The 16,762-nt window shown below is 63.7% G+C and carries 14 protein-coding genes; 3 read left to right on the top strand and 11 right to left on the bottom strand.

The annotated features are described in order from the left end of the window. The first annotated feature begins 54 nt into the window (after nucleotides 1-54). Complete coding sequence (locus tag GAL01_RS02590; protein ID WP_062030346.1) at nucleotides 55-1,473, top strand: NAD(P)H-dependent flavin oxidoreductase; 1,419 nt, start codon at nucleotides 55-57, stop codon at nucleotides 1,471-1,473. Next, complete coding sequence (locus GAL01_RS02585) at nucleotides 1,473-3,461, top strand: FUSC family protein (RefSeq protein WP_062030345.1); 1,989 nt, start codon at nucleotides 1,473-1,475, stop codon at nucleotides 3,459-3,461. Before GAL01_RS02590 ends, GAL01_RS02585 begins: the two co-directional genes overlap by 1 nt. 53 nt (nucleotides 3,462-3,514) lie before the next feature. On the opposite strand, the gene GAL01_RS02580 is transcribed toward GAL01_RS02585, so the two are convergent. From GAL01_RS02580 to GAL01_RS02550, 7 genes are all read right to left on the bottom strand, one after another. Next, nucleotides 3,515-3,952, bottom strand: a complete 438-nt coding sequence (locus GAL01_RS02580) for a hypothetical protein (protein ID WP_082790727.1) — start codon at nucleotides 3,950-3,952, stop codon at nucleotides 3,515-3,517. Next, nucleotides 3,949-4,893, bottom strand: a complete 945-nt coding sequence (locus GAL01_RS02575; protein ID WP_231865341.1) for a VOC family protein — start codon at nucleotides 4,891-4,893, stop codon at nucleotides 3,949-3,951. The genes GAL01_RS02580 and GAL01_RS02575 overlap by 4 nt, the downstream gene beginning before the upstream one ends. 172 nt (nucleotides 4,894-5,065) lie before the next feature. Then, a complete protein-coding gene (locus tag GAL01_RS02570; protein WP_062030341.1) occupies nucleotides 5,066-5,485 on the bottom strand; it encodes a DUF1489 family protein in 420 nt (139 codons plus the stop codon). Between the two features lie 27 nt (nucleotides 5,486-5,512). Next, the gene (locus tag GAL01_RS02565) at nucleotides 5,513-6,601 is read right to left on the bottom strand and encodes a nucleoside hydrolase (protein ID WP_062030339.1); all 1,089 of its coding nucleotides are present in this window, start codon (nucleotides 6,599-6,601) and stop codon (nucleotides 5,513-5,515) included. A gap of 36 nt (nucleotides 6,602-6,637) precedes the next feature. Next, nucleotides 6,638-7,801, bottom strand: coding sequence for a radical SAM family heme chaperone HemW (gene hemW / locus GAL01_RS02560; RefSeq protein WP_062030458.1), 1,164 nt, complete (start codon nucleotides 7,799-7,801; stop codon nucleotides 6,638-6,640). A gap of 11 nt (nucleotides 7,802-7,812) precedes the next feature. After that, nucleotides 7,813-9,840: a potassium transporter Kup gene (locus GAL01_RS02555; protein ID WP_062030337.1), complete on the bottom strand. Its 2,028-nt coding sequence runs from the start codon at nucleotides 9,838-9,840 to the stop codon at nucleotides 7,813-7,815. A 114-nt stretch (nucleotides 9,841-9,954) separates the two neighbouring features. Then, on the bottom strand, nucleotides 9,955-10,653 hold the full coding sequence (locus tag GAL01_RS02550; RefSeq protein WP_062030335.1) for a YggS family pyridoxal phosphate-dependent enzyme: 699 nt from the start codon (nucleotides 10,651-10,653) through the stop codon (nucleotides 9,955-9,957). A gap of 57 nt (nucleotides 10,654-10,710) precedes the next feature. Here GAL01_RS02550 and GAL01_RS02545 point away from each other — a divergent pair, with 57 nt between their 5' ends. Next, nucleotides 10,711-12,057, top strand: coding sequence for an RsmB/NOP family class I SAM-dependent RNA methyltransferase (locus GAL01_RS02545; protein ID WP_062030333.1), 1,347 nt, complete (start codon nucleotides 10,711-10,713; stop codon nucleotides 12,055-12,057). Between the two features lie 46 nt (nucleotides 12,058-12,103). Here GAL01_RS02545 and GAL01_RS02540 read toward each other — a convergent pair whose 3' ends face one another. The 4 genes from GAL01_RS02540 to GAL01_RS02525 form a co-directional block, all read right to left on the bottom strand. Further along, nucleotides 12,104-13,150, bottom strand: coding sequence for an aldo/keto reductase (locus tag GAL01_RS02540; RefSeq protein WP_062030331.1), 1,047 nt, complete (start codon nucleotides 13,148-13,150; stop codon nucleotides 12,104-12,106). An 88-nt stretch (nucleotides 13,151-13,238) separates the two neighbouring features. After that, nucleotides 13,239-14,864 (bottom strand): ATP-binding protein, encoded by a 1,626-nt coding sequence (locus tag GAL01_RS02535; protein ID WP_062030329.1) that lies wholly within the window; start codon nucleotides 14,862-14,864, stop codon nucleotides 13,239-13,241. Nucleotides 14,865-14,869: 5 nt separating this feature from the next. Further along, nucleotides 14,870-15,595 (bottom strand): response regulator, encoded by a 726-nt coding sequence (locus tag GAL01_RS02530; RefSeq protein ID WP_062108919.1) that lies wholly within the window; start codon nucleotides 15,593-15,595, stop codon nucleotides 14,870-14,872. A gap of 81 nt (nucleotides 15,596-15,676) precedes the next feature. Then, on the bottom strand, nucleotides 15,677-16,720 hold the full coding sequence (locus GAL01_RS02525; RefSeq protein WP_062030185.1) for a cysteine synthase A: 1,044 nt from the start codon (nucleotides 16,718-16,720) through the stop codon (nucleotides 15,677-15,679). Between the last annotated feature and the right edge of the window lie 42 nt (nucleotides 16,721-16,762).

Raw genomic sequence — 16,762 nt, 5'->3', positions numbered from 1 at the left:
GGGCTCACAAGGCCCCGCCCTTTTTTTTCTGAGTTTCGGAGACAGCCAGTCCCCATGAAATCTATTGATACCCTCCGTTTTGGTGGTCAGGATGTGCTGCCTCTGATCGAAGGGGGCAAAGGTGTCTCCGTCTCTACGGGCGTCTCGGCCGGACACTGGGCCGCTGCGGGCGGGATCGGGACCATTTCTGCCGTCAATGCGGACAGCTACGATCAGGATGGTCATCCGGTTCCGCAGGTCTACCATGGCCGTACGCGCCGTGAGCGCCAGCAGGAACTGATCCGTTATGCGATTGACGGCGGTATTGCGCAGGCGAAGATCGCCCATGATATTTCAGGCGGCAAAGGCCGGATTAACGTCAATATCCTGTGGGAAATGGGTGGGGCCGAAGAGGTCATCATCGGGATTCTCGAAGGTGCTCCGGGGCTGGTGCATGGCGTGACGTGCGGTGCGGGGATGCCGTATCGCCTGTCCGACATCGCGGTTCGTTTCGGGCTTCCCTACTATCCGATCGTTTCTTCGGGACGCGCATTCAACGCCCTGTGGCGCCGTGCGTATGGCAAGGCGCCGGAACTGCTGGGTGGCGTGGTTTATGAGGATCCGTGGCGTGCGGGTGGTCATAATGGCCTGTCCAACACGGAAAATCCGCTCTCTCCGGAAGATCCCTATCCGCGCGTTCTCGAACTGCGCCGCGTCATGCGGAACTACGGTCTGGACGAGACCCCGATCATCATGGCGGGTGGCGTCTGGCATCTTGAGGACTGGCAGGACTGGATTGGCAACCCGGAACTCGGGCCGATTGCGTTCCAGTTCGGGACCCGTCCGCTTCTGACGCAGGAAAGCCCGATCCCCGATGCGTGGAAGCGCCGCCTTCTGACGCTGAAGAAGGGGGATGTGTATCTCAACCGCTTCTCCCCGACCGGGTTCTATTCCTCGGCCGTCCGCAACAGCTTCCTGCAGGATCTGTGCGACCGCTCCGAGCGTCAGGTGCCGTACAGCCAGGAAACCGGTGATGGCTACGAGGCGTCCTATGGCGTCGGTGCCCGCAAGCGCGAAGTGTTCGTGCCGGCGGCCGATCGTCCCCGGATTGCCGAATGGGAAGCCGCAGGCTTTACGGAAGCTCTGCGGACGCCGGATGACACGCTGGTATTCGTGACGCCGGAAAGTGCCCGCGAGATTCTTGCCGACCAGACAGCCTGCATGGGATGTCTCTCGCAGTGCAGGTTCTCCAACTGGATGCAGCGCGAGCCCTATACCAACGGTCAGAAGGCTGATCCGCGCTCTTTCTGCATCCAGAAGACGCTCCAGACCATTTCCCATATTCCGACCGGTGCGGATGAAGATGATGTGGTGGATCACAATCTCATGTTCGGCGGCACGAATGCGTGGCGTTTCGGAACGGACCCGTTCTACGCGAATGGCTTTGTCCCGACGGTCGGCCAGCTCGTGGAGCGTATCCTGACCGGTCGCTGATGGCCTCCGACCCGCCGCTTTCCCGCCAGACGTCAGCATCCCGGGCTCCTCAGAGCCGGGAGAGACCGCTTGAGTTCCTGAGGCAGTTTCTGGCGCGTCATTCGGTTCCCGTCAGTCCGGAGCAGATTGCTCCGGCGGAAGGGAGCCGGGCGGCGGTGGCGACGGTCGTGGCGCTTCTCCCCGCGATTTATGAACATCAGGCCGTTCTGGCCTGGGCTGGCTTTGCCGCCTTCTGGAGCTGCCTGATCGAGCCGGGCGGGACAGCGCGCGAACAGTTTCGCATTCTTGGACTTTTTACAGTCTGCGGCGCGATCCTCGGGGGCGTGACCTCCCTGATTGCGGTGTACCCGCTCTGGGGGGTGCTGCCCTGGCTGGTTGTAACCGGCCTGATGGTGGGAATGTCCCGGGCGCTGACACCGTCCCTGGCGCTGCTCTGTGCGTTGCTGGGCTGTGTCATGCTTGCGGGCACGGGCTTTCCGGCACAGACCCTTCAGGACACTGGCGTGATCGCCTTGGCGTTTGGAGGAGGCGGCCTCTGGGCTGCATTCCTGTGTCTCGTTGTCTGGCCGCAGCATCCCTATGCTCCCGCACGTCGGGCCGTAGGAGCCTGTTACCGGCTGCTTTCGGTCATGGCAGGGGAAATTGCGGCCGGACGGCTTCAGGAAACCGTTCATCGGCAGAATGTGCGTGCGGCGATTGAGCGTGCCCGTGGGATGGCGCTTCAGATTGATGCCGGGCATGCGAGTTATGGTATGCGCGGGCGCCTGATTGCCTCGCTCGCCGGGGCTGAACGCCTGTTTACGGCGATGCTGGCCGTGGAGCACCTTGTCGAGACACGGGGGCTGGATTTCGAGGCGCGGGGTACGCTGGCCGCCTTTTCCTCTCTCTGCCAGCACGCGAGCGATGCGGCCCTTGAGCCCATGCCGGATCTTGAACATCTCGCTGCAGAAGGGCTAGCACTTGCGGGGAGTATTCCTGCGACAGCCGGGCCGGTTGGCGAGCTCGTGGCGACCAGTGCCCGAACGCTGGGAACGCTGGCCGAGGGGCTGGCTCAGAAGGCGCGTCTGCCGTTCGATGGAGATCTGCCAGGTCATGTGGCGCGCCTGACACCGACGATCTGGCAACATGCGCTGCGCCTCGTGGTCGGGCTGTTGGCCACCTATATGACGAGCTGGTGGCTGGAGCTGGATTTCGGCTTCTGGGCGCTGGTGGCGCTGTTGCTGGTGGTCCAGCCTTCCGGGCAGACGACGCTGGTGCGGGCCCTTGAGCGTGTGCTCGGGACGCTCGGTGGTGGTGTCCTTGCACTGTTGTTGACGCCGTTCCTGCCGGGGTCGGCGCAAATGCTGGTTGCCGTGGCGGCCTTCGTGATTGGCGCGATTGCCATGCGTGCGGTCAATTACACGATGCTGGTGGTGTTCATCAGCGCTCAGTTCATCGTTGTGACCGAAATGCTCATGCCCTCGCAGGGCGTGGCCTGGATGCGGATGCTCGACAATACGCTCGGTAGTGTCATCGGGCTCCTGTGTGCTTTCACGGTCTGTCCGCAGCGGCGGGGGCAGGACATGGACGACCTGTTGCAGACGGCCGTGGTCGGCAATCTGCGCTATGTGGCGGCCGTGCTCAAACGGGAAGATCCCGTTATGACGGATCGCGTCCAGCGTCAGGCCGGAATTGATACGACACGGGCGGAATTCGCCAGAGGCTCATTGCCTGTTCTGGGTGGAGTTTCGGCTGTGGGGGAACGCGCAACGCAGGCTCATGCGCTGCTGCGGGCGCTGCGCCGTCTGAGCGGAGAGGCGACACTGCTGCGGTTTGATATTTCAGCAGGGCTATGCGAAGGCGATGTGCAGGCCGGGGAGCGCTGGAGCGCTACGGCGAAGGCTCTGGAGGCGGGCGCTCCCTTCGACGATATTGCCCGGAAGGTCGAAAACGGCGATGTCATGGCCGAGATTGCAGCTCTGGAGCGTGCAGGCCGCAAAGCTGACTGATGCCGGAGGCGGTTGTGCGCCTCCGGTTTTTTTGTGCCCGTGAAGGGGGACGTTCAGCGACGTCCACCGGGGCCATGACCGTGAGCGCCTGGACCGCCGCCATGGTTGCCGCCGCCCATGCCTCCGCCTCCCGACCTTCCTGGTCCCGAACCGCCCCCGGGCCTTCCGCCGCCGGGTCCATTTCCGGGTCTACCCTGTCCGCCGGGACCATGACCGGGGCCTCCAGGTCCGGGACGGAAACCGGGAGGCCGCCGCCCTGGTCCACGTCCGGGATAGGGGCCGACGCCATAACCCGGTCCCCATCCCCATCCGGGGCCCCACGTGCTTCCCCAGCCGCGATTATAGGTGCTGCTGTAATAGCCCCCGCCGCCGTAGTAGCTGCCGTATTGGCCGGGGCCGCCGTATTCATAGTCACTGCAGCCCGACAGAACTCCCAGAAGGCAGAGTGCTCCACCGAGGCGGAGGAGGGATTTTGTTGTCCAACGGGTCATTTCGCATCTCCTGCCGCGCTGGGATCATGCCATTCCATAACGCCGAAGACGGCGCCGCTCGGGTCGGCGAGGACGGCGATCATGCTGTTCTGATGATCGGGATGGGGCTGCACGAGAACACGTCCTCCGAGCTGCACGGCTTTTTCGGCGGCACTCCCGACGCTGTCTACCTGTACGAAGCCGATCCAGCGCGCGCTGGCATCCGGCGGCAGGCGGGCTGGCAGGGGGTTGACGGTCGCACGGGCGATGGACTGTGAATCCAGAATGTAGCGCTGGTGTGTGTCGGGAGGGGGCGCGTCTTCAACCTGATAACCGAAGAGCTTCTGGTAAAATCCGGCGCTGGTTGCGGGGGCGGGAGTCAGGATTGCATTCCAGATCCAGTCCCCCTGAACCGTGGCGTCCGTATCGTCCCGGTCACCATGAGGGGCGTACAGAGCGGCAAAAAGTCCGCCCTGCGGGTCGGCGATGATGGCCTGTTCGCCGCGGCCCGGAACGATGGTCGGGCGATATAGCACTTTGCCGCCCCACTGTAGGGCGGCCTTGGCCACTGTCGGAACGTCGAGTGCCGAAATGAACGGAAGCCAGAGCGGCTGGGGCGGGTTTTCCGTATCGGGCAGGGGACGCTCGACCAGTCCGGCTACGACATGACCGTTGACCAGCGCCTCGGCGTAATGACCGCGCGAGACGGGGCGGTCCTGAAAGGTCCAGCCCAGCAGTGCGCCATAAAAAGCCTTGGCTTTGGCCAGGTCGGGCGTTGTGAGCTGTGTGTAGACGATCTTGCCGGGCAGGGTTTTTGAAATGGCTGCTGGCGTCTCAGCGGTGTCTGCCGTCTGTGCAAGCGCATCGGAAGCGAAGACTGTCAGGCCTAAGCCAAGGGTGAGGGCTGCCGACAGCGTGATGGCGGCCGTGCCGGCTCGGAAAGGGCGGGAAAAGGGCGGCAAAGGCGGCACTCCTTCTGTTCGGATCTGCACGGAGCGCCTTCGGGACGATCGGCAGGTCGGAAGGGGAACGTCCTGTGGCTCCCCGTAATAAGGGCATGACGTTTCATGTCCCATTCCGTTCCCGGAATGCAGCAAAAATGTGGCGCGGCCCTGGGGGGCAGATCCTGAGGGGTCAGATCAGGGCGAGTTCGGCCAGCTCCTTGCGGAGCCGGGGAGGAAGATCGGCAATGCCGTCCTGACCGAGGCTGCTGCCCAGATCGGGCGGGGCGTCCTTGGGCTCCAGATAACGCCAGCCCTGAAAGGGGCGCATTGGCCGCGGCTGCACAGGGATGATCTCGTCGGACACGACGATCAGCGTGCCCGTGCTGCCATCCGCGCGCTGGGCACTCTCCAGCCCGATGATGGGCTGGCGGCACAGGACCATGCCGTCCATCACGCGATACAGGGAACCGCCGTCCAGAACCTCCTCGGCCCGTTTGGGCATGGTGCGGGTCTGGACGGTGGCGTGGCCGTTGATGCGGTAGTGGTTCAGCCGCTCGCGCAGGACTTCGATGCTCGGGCAGCCGACGGCCAGTTTGATGATGTTCAGCATAGGTGTCGGATGCTCTCCTGCAAGCTCTTAGTGCGTGCCCATGGCGTTCTGGGACTGCGAGACGAACTCGTTGATGAAGCGCGCCTTGTCGATGGACTGCACGATCTTCACCTTCCGCAGGCCCATGCCCTTCGGCGCCGTGGAATCCGGCCAGATATGGGCGTGACCGTAATCCATCCCGTGGTCGATATTGACGTCCATGATGGCCGTGACGGACGTCGTGATCAGTGTCGGATCAACGGCGATGGCCGATGTCAGTTCATCCCAGAGCGGCAGGGGCGCCTGATACTTTTTCAGATAGTCCGTGACGGTGGTGTGCTTCGCGTCGATCCGGTCTGCGAGTTCGGGCGTCATCATGATGTCGTTCGAGACGTTGCCGACGCAGGTGATGGCGGCCCATGGTGCGGTCAGGGCAATGCGGGCAGCTTCGGGGTCCATGATCAGGTTGAAATCGGACGCGAAGTCGGCGTTGCCGGTGACGGACATCATGCTGGCATCGAGCAGGCCGCCCATGAAGACGAGCTGTTTGGCTGTCTCGGCGAAGGTCGGGTCAATCCGGATGGCGAGGGCGAGGTTTGTCAGCGGGCCGGCGGCGATGATCGTGACCTGATGCGGATGGGCGTGGACCTCGCGGATCAGGAACATGGCTGCCGGCAGCGCATCGGCGGCGGTATGGGGCGTGCCTTCGGGCAGTTTGCCGACGGGAGGCTGTGTGGCCGGGACGTGTTCGATGGAACCGAGGCCACCCCATGCGCCCTTCCAGGGAATGATTCCGAACTGCTGTTCGCGCAGTTTCGTTTCCGCGACGGTGTTGACCAGCGGCGTGGTGGCGCCATCGGCGACCGGGATCTGTGTCTGGCGGGCGATTTCCAGAAAGCGCAGGGCATGCGCCGTGCCCGCGTTCTCCCAGTCATCGCCGACGACGGAGGTCAGGCCGAGCAGCGTCACGCCCGGGCGGTTGAGCAGGGGAATGATGGACTGGATGTTGGAGCCGCCCGGACCGAGGAAGTCGTTGTCGAGCACGACGTAATTCGGAGCAGGAGCAGCCGTCGTAACGGAAAGCGGGGCGAGTACGGTGCAGGCAGCCAGAAGGGCAGAGAGAATGGATCGGCGCATGGTCTCTTCCAGATGGATTAAGACCGGATCATGCCCTCAAGTGACGAGGCGCGCCAGTATCGCTTCAAGACGAAGCCGTCCTTCGCCGGTCGCGCGCAGGATACCGCTGTCCCGTTCGAGGTAGTTTTCCTCGATGCAGGCTTCAAGCAGGGCAGGGTCCACACAATCCATAAGTGCGCGGCCCGTACGGGTGGCGAAGGCCACCTCGTCGATGCCTTCAGACAGGCGCAGGCCCATCAGCAGGGCTTCGCGGCCTTTTTCTTCCGGCGTGAGCAGGGTTTCCTCGGTACTGCCTGAGCCTGTCTTTTCAACCCGTTCGGCCCAGGGTTCGGGTGCACGGTGACGGCGGGTGGCGTACAGTTCGCCGTCCAGCGTCAGGCGTCCATGAGCGCCGGGGCCGATGCCGATATAATCCGCATAGCGCCAGTAGGTCAGGTTATGGCGGCTCTCGGCGCCGGGGCGGGCGTAGTTCGAGACTTCATAGGGCAGCAGGCCGTGACGGGCGGCGATGTCGCCGGTCAGGTCATAGAGGTGGGCGGCGGTGTCTTCGTCGGGCAGGGTCAGTTCGCCGCGACGGTGCATGGCTTCGAACTTCGTGCCGGGCTCGATGGTGAGCTGGTACAGCGACAGGTGGTCGGCCACGAGCTCAAGCGCCGTATTGAGCTCGTCCGTCCAGTCGGCATCGCTCTGGCCCGGGCGAGCGTAGATCAGGTCAAAGGAAATGCGCGGGAACAGGGTGCGGGCGGTTTCGAGCGCTCGAATGGCCTGCGTGGCGGAGTGTTCGCGGCCGAGCTTGTGCAGCGCATCGTCCCGCAGGCTCTGCACGCCGAGCGAGACGCGGTTGACCCCGGCCTGACGGAACGCCGCGAATTTTCCGGCCTCGACGCTGGTCGGATTGGCTTCGAGCGTGATTTCCAGATCGTCCTGTGCGTCGAACAGGCGGTGTGCGTCTTCGATCAGGGCCGCGACGGTTTCGGGAGCCATGAGCGAGGGGGTGCCACCGCCGAAAAAGATCGAACGCAGGGGGCGTCTGACGCCATCGCGGGTCAGGCGGCCGGCGTCATGGGCCAGTTCACGACGCAGGGCTGCGGCGAAGCGCTGCTGCGGGATCACGTCCCGGACATGGGAGTTGAAATCGCAGTAGGGGCACTTCGCCAGACAGAACGGCCAGTGAATGTAGAGGGAAAGCGGCTTGGCCAAAGGACGGGAGGTCAAATGGCGATCCGGACGCCGAATTCCACCACGCGGTCAGGCGGGATGCGCAGGAACTCGGTCGTGGAGGCTGCATTGCGCTGAAGCAGGAGGAAGATCCACATGCGCCAGAGCTGCATCTTCGGCACGCGGGAGCGGACGACGAGTTCATGGGACGTGAAATAGGAGGCCTGAATGGCGTCGAACGCCACGCCGAGCGCGTTCAGTTCCAGCAGGGCGCGGGGCAGGTTGGGCATCTCCATGAAGCCGTAGCGGACGATGACGCGGTGAATGTTGGGCGCCAGTTCCTGAACGATGGCGCGGTGGCCGCGCTCGGCTTCCGGCTGGTCGAGGTTCTGGACCGTCACGAACAGGATGTGATCGTGCAGGACCTTGTTGTGTTTGAGGTTATGCAGCAGCGAATTCGGCACGATGTCAGGGTTGGCGGTCAGGAAGACGGCCAGACCGGGAACACGGATCGTGCGGGACTGCGGCAGGCGCGCAAGGAAGGAGCCCATCGGCATGGAATCCGCCTGCTGGCGGGCGGCGATGAGGCTGCGGCCGCGCTTCCAGGTGGTCATGATGATGGTGCTGATGATGCCGATCGCGAGTGGGACCCAGCCGCCATCGGGGATCTTGAGCACGTTCGCAGAGAAGAAAATGCTGTCCACGATGAAGAAGAAGCCAAAGACGATCGCGACCGTGGCGGTCTTCCATTTGAAGACGCGGCGGAATACCACCATGGCCAGCACGCAGGTGCACAGGAATGTTCCCGTTACGGCGATGCCATAGGCTGCGGCGAGGGCCGACGACGTACGGAACGACAGCACCAGAACCAGCGCGCCGAAGGCCAGGATCCAGTTCAGGGAGGGCAGATAGATCTGCGCTTCTTCCGATGCGTTGGTGTGCATGATGCGGGTGCGGGGCAGGTAGCCGAGCTGGATGAGCTGGCGGCACAGCGAGAAGCTGCCCGAGATGCCGGCCTGCGAGGCGATCACGGTTGCGAAGGTCGCAAGGATCAGCATCGGGATCTGTGCCCAGTGGGGCACCAGCAGATAGAACGGGTTGGACAGGGCATGCGGATTATGGATCAGCAGGGCGGCCTGTCCGAAATAGTTCAGCGTCAGCGACGGCAGGACGAAGAACAGCCAGGCCTTGCGGATCGGGGCGCGCCCGAAATGGCCCATATCGGCATAAAGCGCTTCCGCACCTGTGACGGACAGGACGACCGAACCGAGTGCGATGAACGACAGGTAGCCGTGCATGATGATGAATTCGAGCGCGAAGGTCGGCGACAGGGCGAGCAGGATATGGGGGTAGAGCAAGATCCCCTTGACGCCGAGAATGGCGAGAACCGCAAACCATGCGACCATGATCGGGCCAAAAGCCTTGCCGATCTTGCCGGTTCCTAGCACCTGAACCGAGAACAGGCCCACCAGCACGATCATCGCCAGCGGGATGATGATGTGGCTTGCCGAGGGCACGGCGGTTTCAATGCCTTCCACGGCCGAGAGCACCGAAATGGCCGGAGTGATTATGCTGTCGCCGAAGAACAGGCAGGTGCCCGCGATGCCCACGAGGCCGAACAGCCATCGGAAATGCTGCGACTTGCAGACGCGCTGGGCGAGGGACATGAGGGCGATGATGCCGCCTTCGCCATCATGATCTGCCCGCATGATGAGGATGACATATTTGATGGTGACGATGAGCATCAGCGCCCAGAACGTCAGGCTGGCAAGGCCCATGATTTCCCAAGGCTGTGCGGGTGCCTTGGGAGAACTGACAATGCTGACGGAGGATTGCAGCGCATAGAGCGGGCTTGTGCCGATATCGCCATAAACCACGCCCAGAACCGTGAGCAGCGCGCCCATTCCTGCAGGACGCTTGTGGCTGGAGCCGTCGTTTTCGCCGCCGATTTCGTGGGTATGGCCGTCCGAACGGGCCTGCTCGATCGTCTGGACGATGTCGCCGGAGTCGTTGGGAATCCCTACGCCATGAGGAGAATTGGAGGCGCGGTCACCGTCATGTTCAGGCATTGCTGGTTCCATTTACGGGCGTCAGTAGAGTGCCGTCATCTCCTGTCGCAGCACTCGTCAAGCGCGCTCCACATCACGGCAACTTCCCCTCATGACAAGATTTCTGCGACGGACGCAAGCCGTGCGTCAGGATTGTGGCACGGGACGGCTTCCGAAAATGGCGCTTCCCACCCGGACGAGCGTCGCGTTTTCGGCAATGGCGGTTTCAAAATCGGCGGACATGCCCATCGAGAGCACCGGAAGTCCGTGGCGGTCGCCCGTTCTGCGCAGGAAGCGGAAATGGGATGCGGGATCTTCGTTCTCGGGGGGGATGCACATCAGACCACGGATTTTCGGGCCGAATTTTTTAAGGGAGGTTTCGATAAACGCATCGGCTTCTTCGCGGGGGATGCCGGATTTCTGCGGTTCGTCGCCGGTGTTGACCTGAATGAGAAGCTCGGGGAGGCGCCCGGCTTTCTGCGCGGCTTTTTTAATGGCGTCTGACAGGGACGGGCGGTCGAGGCTCTCGATCATGTCGGCGATCTGGCAGGCTTCGAGGGCCTTGTTGGTCTGAAGGCCGCCGATGATGTGCAGGCGCAAATCCGGAAAATGGTCGCGAAGCTGCGGAAATTTGGAGGCGGCTTCCTGCACGCGGTTTTCGCCGAACACGCGCTGGCCAGCTTTCAGTGCGGCTTCGACGCTCTCGATCGGGTGGAACTTGCTGACGGCCACGAGAGACACGTCCGCCTCTGCACGCCCGGCCTTTTCGCAGGCCTGAGCGATACGATGACGAATGGCGGCGAGGTTTTGGGCAATAAGATCGGACATGTCGGGAGAAGACGCCATTGCGTCCGTGGCCGCAAGATGCGATTTCGGCAGGATGCGAGAGATCGATAGCCTGTCATGACCCAGCCCCCATCCAACAAGCCTCCCCTTAATCCGGCCTCCGGAACCCGGAACGGCGGCCCCCGCCGTTCGCAAGGGGGCCGTACGCCCGAGCGCCGTCCTGCCCCAGACCCAACGCGCGACCTTGCGTTCGATATCGTGTGCGGCGTGGTCGAACATCGCCGGATGCTGGAGACGACGCTGGATCGTGCGGGGCAGGGACTGGACCCGCGGGATCGCGCGTCGGCCCATCGTCTGGCGGCGACGACCCTGCGTCATCTCGGCAGCATGACCGAACTGCTGCAGCCGCTGCTGCGTCGTGAGCCGCCCGAGCCTGTGCGTTGCGCGCTGCTGATGGGGGTGGCGCAGCTGCTGCATCTTGAAACGCCGCCTCATGCGGCTGTCGGCACAATCGTGGACCTTCTGCGCCGTCGCGGTCTGGCGCCGTTCGCGGGGCTCGCCAATGCCGTGCTGCGGCGTGTTTCGCGTGAGGGGCAGGAGCTGCTGGACGGTCTGGACGAGGACCGGCTGGATGTGCCGCCCTGGCTGTGGAGTGCCTGGGGCAAGCGGGCACGGGCGATTTCGCGCGGCCTGCATCGTGAGGCGCCGCTGGATCTGACGCTGCGTCCGGGAGCAGTCGCACCGGAGGGGGGCGAGGTGCTGCCGACAGGGTCCGTCCGCTATCCGGCCGGGACGCGGATCATGGCGCTGGAAGGGTTCGAGGACGGCGCGTTCTGGGCGCAGGATGTCGCGGCGACGATGCCGGTGAAGTTGATGGGAGACGTGGCAGGCAAAACCGTCGTGGATCTCTGCGCGGCTCCGGGCGGCAAGACGGCGCAGCTTGCGACGGCGGGTGCGCAGGTTGTGGCGGTTGAGCGTGAGGAAGCGCGGGCGAAGCGGCTTGAGGAAAATATCGCGCGGCTGAAGCTCTCGGCGAAGACGGTTATTGCGGATGCCGCGACATGGCGCCCGGACGCTCCGGTGGACATGGTTCTTCTGGATGCGCCCTGTTCCGCGACGGGCACGCTGCGTCGTCATCCTGATGTGTTGTGGATCAAACGCCCGCGGGACGTGACGGCGCTGGCGGAAGGTCAGGATGCGCTGATCGACGCCGCGCATGAAATGCTTAAACCGGGTGGCGTGCTGCTTTATGCCGTCTGCTCGCTTCAGGACGAAGAAGGTCCGGAGCGGATCAAGGCGGCGATTGCGCGCGGTGGCTGGAAGTTCGATCCGTTCTCGGAAGCGGAACTGGCCGATATGGCCGTTGCCCGGACATGGGACGGGATGTTCCGCACCCATCCGGGCCTTTGGAGCGAACTTGGCGGCATGGACGGCTTCTTTGCCGCGCGTCTGATCAAGGTCTGAGTCCGGTCGGCATCGGGAGTGTTTCCCGATGCCTGATGTGCTGCCTTCAGGGGGCAGGGTTGGAATGGACCTGATGAATGGCGTTGATCTTTTCTTCCAGCTCGGGCGTGATGATGACATCCGTTGCGCCGAGAATGGTGCGGAGCTGATCGACGCTGGTGGCGCCAATGATGTTGGACGTCACGAACGGGCGTGAGGTAACGAACGCAATCGCGAGCTGAACGGGGTCGATCCCTTCTTCGCGGGCCAGGGCGTGATAGGCCGTGATGGCATCGTCAACGCCGGGCTTCTGGTAGCGCTGGCCACGGTCAAACAGTGTGGTGCGGGCCCCGGCGGGGCGGGCGCCGTTCAGATACTTTCCCGTCAGGTAGCCCTGTGCGAGCGGGGAATACGCTAGCAGTCCGACCTTTTCGTGCAGGGCCATTTCGGCAAGACCGATTTCGAAGGTCCGGTTAATCAGGTTATAGGCGTTCTGGATGGAGGCGACGCGCGGCAGGCCCGTACGGGAGGCTTCCAGGAATTTCGAAACGCCCCATGCGGTCTCGTTGGAGAGGCCGACGTGGCGGATCTTGCCTTCATTTACAAGATCGCCGAGCACGCCGAGTGTCTCTTCGAATGGAACGGCAGAGTCTTCTGGCAGGTCGCGGAAGGTCGTGCCCCCTGCGCCGAACAGGCCCACCTTCCGGTCGGGCCAGTGGAGCTGGTAAAGGTCGATGTAATCGGTGCCGAGGCGGCGCAGGGAGCCTTCGAGCGCATAGCGGATCTGGTGCGGGGTGAGGCGTGCTTCTTCGCCATCGGGGCGGAACCACGGCATGGCCGTCCGTCCGACGACCTTGCTGGCGATGACGAGGCGGTCACGGCCGCCGCGTGCCTTCAGCCAGCTTCCGATAATGGTTTCCGTCGCGCCCTGTGTCTCGGCGCGGGGCGGGATGGAATAGAGTTCGGCGGTGTCGATGAAATTGATGCCGTGGTCCAGCGCCATGTCGAGCTGGGCGTGGCCCTCGGTTTCGGTGTTCTGCTGACCGAAGGTCATGGTGCCGAGGCAGATTTCGCTGACGGCAATGCCGGTGCGGCCAAGTTCACGCTGTTTCATGGAAAAGACCTGATCAGAAAAATGGGGAAGCCCCTAGCATGGACAGAGCCGGGCCATTGATCAAGGCGGGGCCGTCTTCACGCCCCGTTTATGGGGCCAGCGTGACGATGACGCGCAAGCCACCGGCGGTCCGGTTTTCAAGGCGGACATCCCCACCCTGACCGTGCAGGATGGTGCGGGCAATGGCGAGACCAAGGCCGGTTCCGCCCGTCTCCCGGTTGCGGCTGCTCTCGATGCGGACGAAGGGTTCGAACACGCGGTCCAGCTCGTTTTCAGGCAGGCCGGGACCATTGTCCTCGATCAGGATGCGGACCGCATTGCCTTTCTCGCCGGGGCGGGTGGCCGGAATGAGCGTGACATGCGCGTTCCCGCCATATTTCATGGCATTGAGGATCAGGTTGTTCAGGGCGCGTTTCAGCGCGACCGAACGGGCCTTGATGCGGACGGGCACGTTGGGCGGTTCGTAAAACAGGTCGTCCGCCTTGTCCGGCAGGCTTTCGGCAGCTTCGTCCATGATGGTCTGGAGCAGGGCGCGCAGGTCCAGCGTGACGATGGGCTCGGCAGAGGCGCTGTCGCGTCCGAAGGCCAGCGTGGCGGAGACCATGGCTTCCATCTCGTCCAGATCGGCGAGCACCTTGTTGCGCAGTTCGTCGTCGTCGATGAATTCGGCGCGTAGCTTCAGGCGCGTGATGGGGGTACGCAGATCATGGCCGATGGCGGTCAGCATGAGTGTGCGGTCCGTCACGAAACGGCGGATGCGCGTGGCCATCGTGTTGAAGGCAATGGCCGCGCGCCGGATTTCGGAGGGACCGTTTTCGGGCAGGGCCGCTGTGTTGACGTCCCGGCCCAGTGCTTCGGCGGCATTGGCGAGTGTGGTGACGGGTGCGATCAGGCGCCGTGTGGCCCAGACGATCATCGCACTGCCGGCAATGGACATGACGAGGAACGCGATCAGGAAGGTCGGCGATCCGAACGGGTTGGGCAGAGGGGTGACGAACCGGACGACGATCCAGCAGTCCCGGTCCGGCAGGAGGATCGAGGTGGAGTGGGTTCGCAGCTTCTGGCCAATCAGGACCTTGCGCGGATAAAGCGAGGAAGGCAGGAGCGCCCATCGTACGAAGGGCGGCATGTCGCGATGGTGCACGCTCCCTGGGAAGCGGGGGCCTCCTTCCATCGGGGGAGGCATATGGCTGTCCATCGGGCTCCCCATTGGACCCGCCATGGGGCCACCCGAAGGCGTACCGGGAGAGCCGGGGGGCATGTGGAAATCCGGCCCGTTCATGCCGGGTTCGGGAAAACCCGGTGGTCCCATGTGTGGGGGCATGTCCGCACCGGGATGGGGGCCGTTTTCGTCCATCATGCCGGGCTGGGGAAAGCCGTCGCGCGGATGGTGCAGGAAAGGGGAGGATACTTTCGGCGGGAGGGGAATTTCATGCCCCTCAATCAACGGGTCCGGCTGCTTGAGAAGCAGGACCGTGACGTTGGAGGGGATGTGCAGGTCTTCGATCGCATCGTGACGGTCAGCGGGGCTGGCTTCCGCGACCGTGCGGTAGATCGAAAAGACCTGCACCTGTTCTTCATGGACCTGGCTGCGCTCTTCCAGATCGAAGCGGTCCAGCGCATGGATGGCCAGTCCGGCGGCTTCCACGATGGCAAGCCCCACGATCAGCAGAAGGCTGGTGCGGGTGACGAGAGATCGCGGAAGGATGTGCATTACGGTCAGAGACGCTCGACTTCCGCGGCGAGGACATAGCCACCGCCGCGCACCGTCTTGATGACCTGAGCGTTGCGGCCGTCATCTTCGAGCTTGCGACGCAGGCGGCTGACCGCGACGTCGATGGCGCGGTCGAACGGGCCGGCCTGACGGCCACGGAGCAGTTCCAGCAGCATGTCGCGCGTCAGAACGCGGTTGGCGCGCTCAAGCAGGGCCATCAGCAGGTCGTACTCGCCACCCGTGAGGGAGACTTCCGCACCGTCCGGGTTCAGCAGGCGACGACGGACGGGATCGAGGCACCAGCCTGCGAAATGGATCTTGCGGGTATCGGCAACCTGCCGCTTGTCTTCGACATCGCTCGTCCGGCGCAGGACCGCGCGGATCCGGGCCAGAAGTTCGCGCGGGTTGAAGGGCTTGGCGACGTAATCATCCGCGCCAAATTCGAGGCCGATGATCCGGTCGGTCTCGTCGCTCATGGCGGTGAGCATGATGATGGGGACATTGTCCTGCGTGCGCAGCCAGCGTGCGACTTCAAGGCCGCTTTCGCCGGGCAGCATCAGGTCCAGCACCACGAGCTGGTAATGGCCGTTCGCCCAGGCTTTGCGGGCTTCGCGGGCGTCACGGGCAGCCGTCACGCGGAAATGATTGCGCTCGAGGAACTGGCTCAGCAGTTCGCGGATTTCGCGGTCATCATCCACGACCAGAAGATGGGGCAGTGTTTCCGTGCTCATGACCAGAGGCCTTTCAGGAATGCTGTGACCGCGTTCGGACTGCTGGTGTCGCCCCGGACGAGGGGCGACACGGAGGCGAGGTCAGGCCAACCAGGGCGGGACAGGCAGGTTTTTCGCACGCAGGAACTCCGGGTTGAACAGCTTGGACTGATATCGGGCACCACCGTCGCACAGAATTGTAACAATCGTATGTCCGGGTCCAAGGCGACGTGCGGTCCGGATTGCGGCAGCGACATTGATGCCGGATGAGCCGCCGACCGAGAGACCTTCGTTCGATGTCAGCGAGAAAATCTGCTCCAGTGCCTCGGCGTCAGGAATGCGTTCTGCGTCATCGGGGGCCGAGCCTTCCAGATTGGCGGTCACGCGGCCCTGACCGATTCCTTCGGTGATCGAATTTCCGGTGGCGGTAAGGTCATTGGACTTCACCCAGCCGTAAAGGGCGGAGCCTTCCGGATCGGCGAGAACGACGCGCGGTGCGGCCTTTCCGGCTGCTGCAGCCTGATCGCGCAGGCCCAGCGCGATTCCGGCCAGCGTGCCACCCGTGCCGCAGGCACAGGTGAAGGCGTCAATTTTTCCGTCCGTCTGTTCCCAGATCTCTCGGGCCGTGGTGGCGCGGTGGCCTTCACGGTTGGCGGTGTTGTCAAACTGGTTGGCCCAGAACCCGCCGATTTCTTCGGCGAGACGGCGCGAGACATGCACATAGTTGCCCGGATCGCGATAGGGCTTGGCGGGGACAAGACGCAGATCCGCGCCGATCATGCGCAGGAAGTCCAGCTTCTCACGGCTCTGTGTTTCCGGCACGACGATCACGGCCTTGCAGCCCACCGCATGGGCGACCAGCGTCAGGCCGATTCCCGTATTGCCGGCCGTTCCCTCAACGACCGTGCCGCCGGGTTTCAGGGCGCCGCTTTTCAGGGCATCATTGATGATCGCAAGAGCGGCGCGGTCCTTCACGGAGCCGCCGGGGTTCATGAACTCGGCCTTGCCGTAGATATTGCAGCCGGTTTCCTGGGAAGCGCGTTCAAGGCGGATGAGGGGCGTGCCCCCGATCGCGGCGGTCATACCCGGGGAGACAGTCTGCCATCCGATCGTGGCAGCCTGGCGGTTCGGAGAGAGGTCGGTCATACGGTAACTCCTGTGCTGGCCCGTGCTGGATGAATTATAGAA

The sequence above is a fragment of the Gluconobacter albidus genome (assembly GCF_002723915.1).
Taxonomy (GTDB): domain Bacteria; phylum Pseudomonadota; class Alphaproteobacteria; order Acetobacterales; family Acetobacteraceae; genus Gluconobacter; species Gluconobacter albidus.
This window is presented reverse-complemented; position numbering and strand designations above follow the sequence as displayed.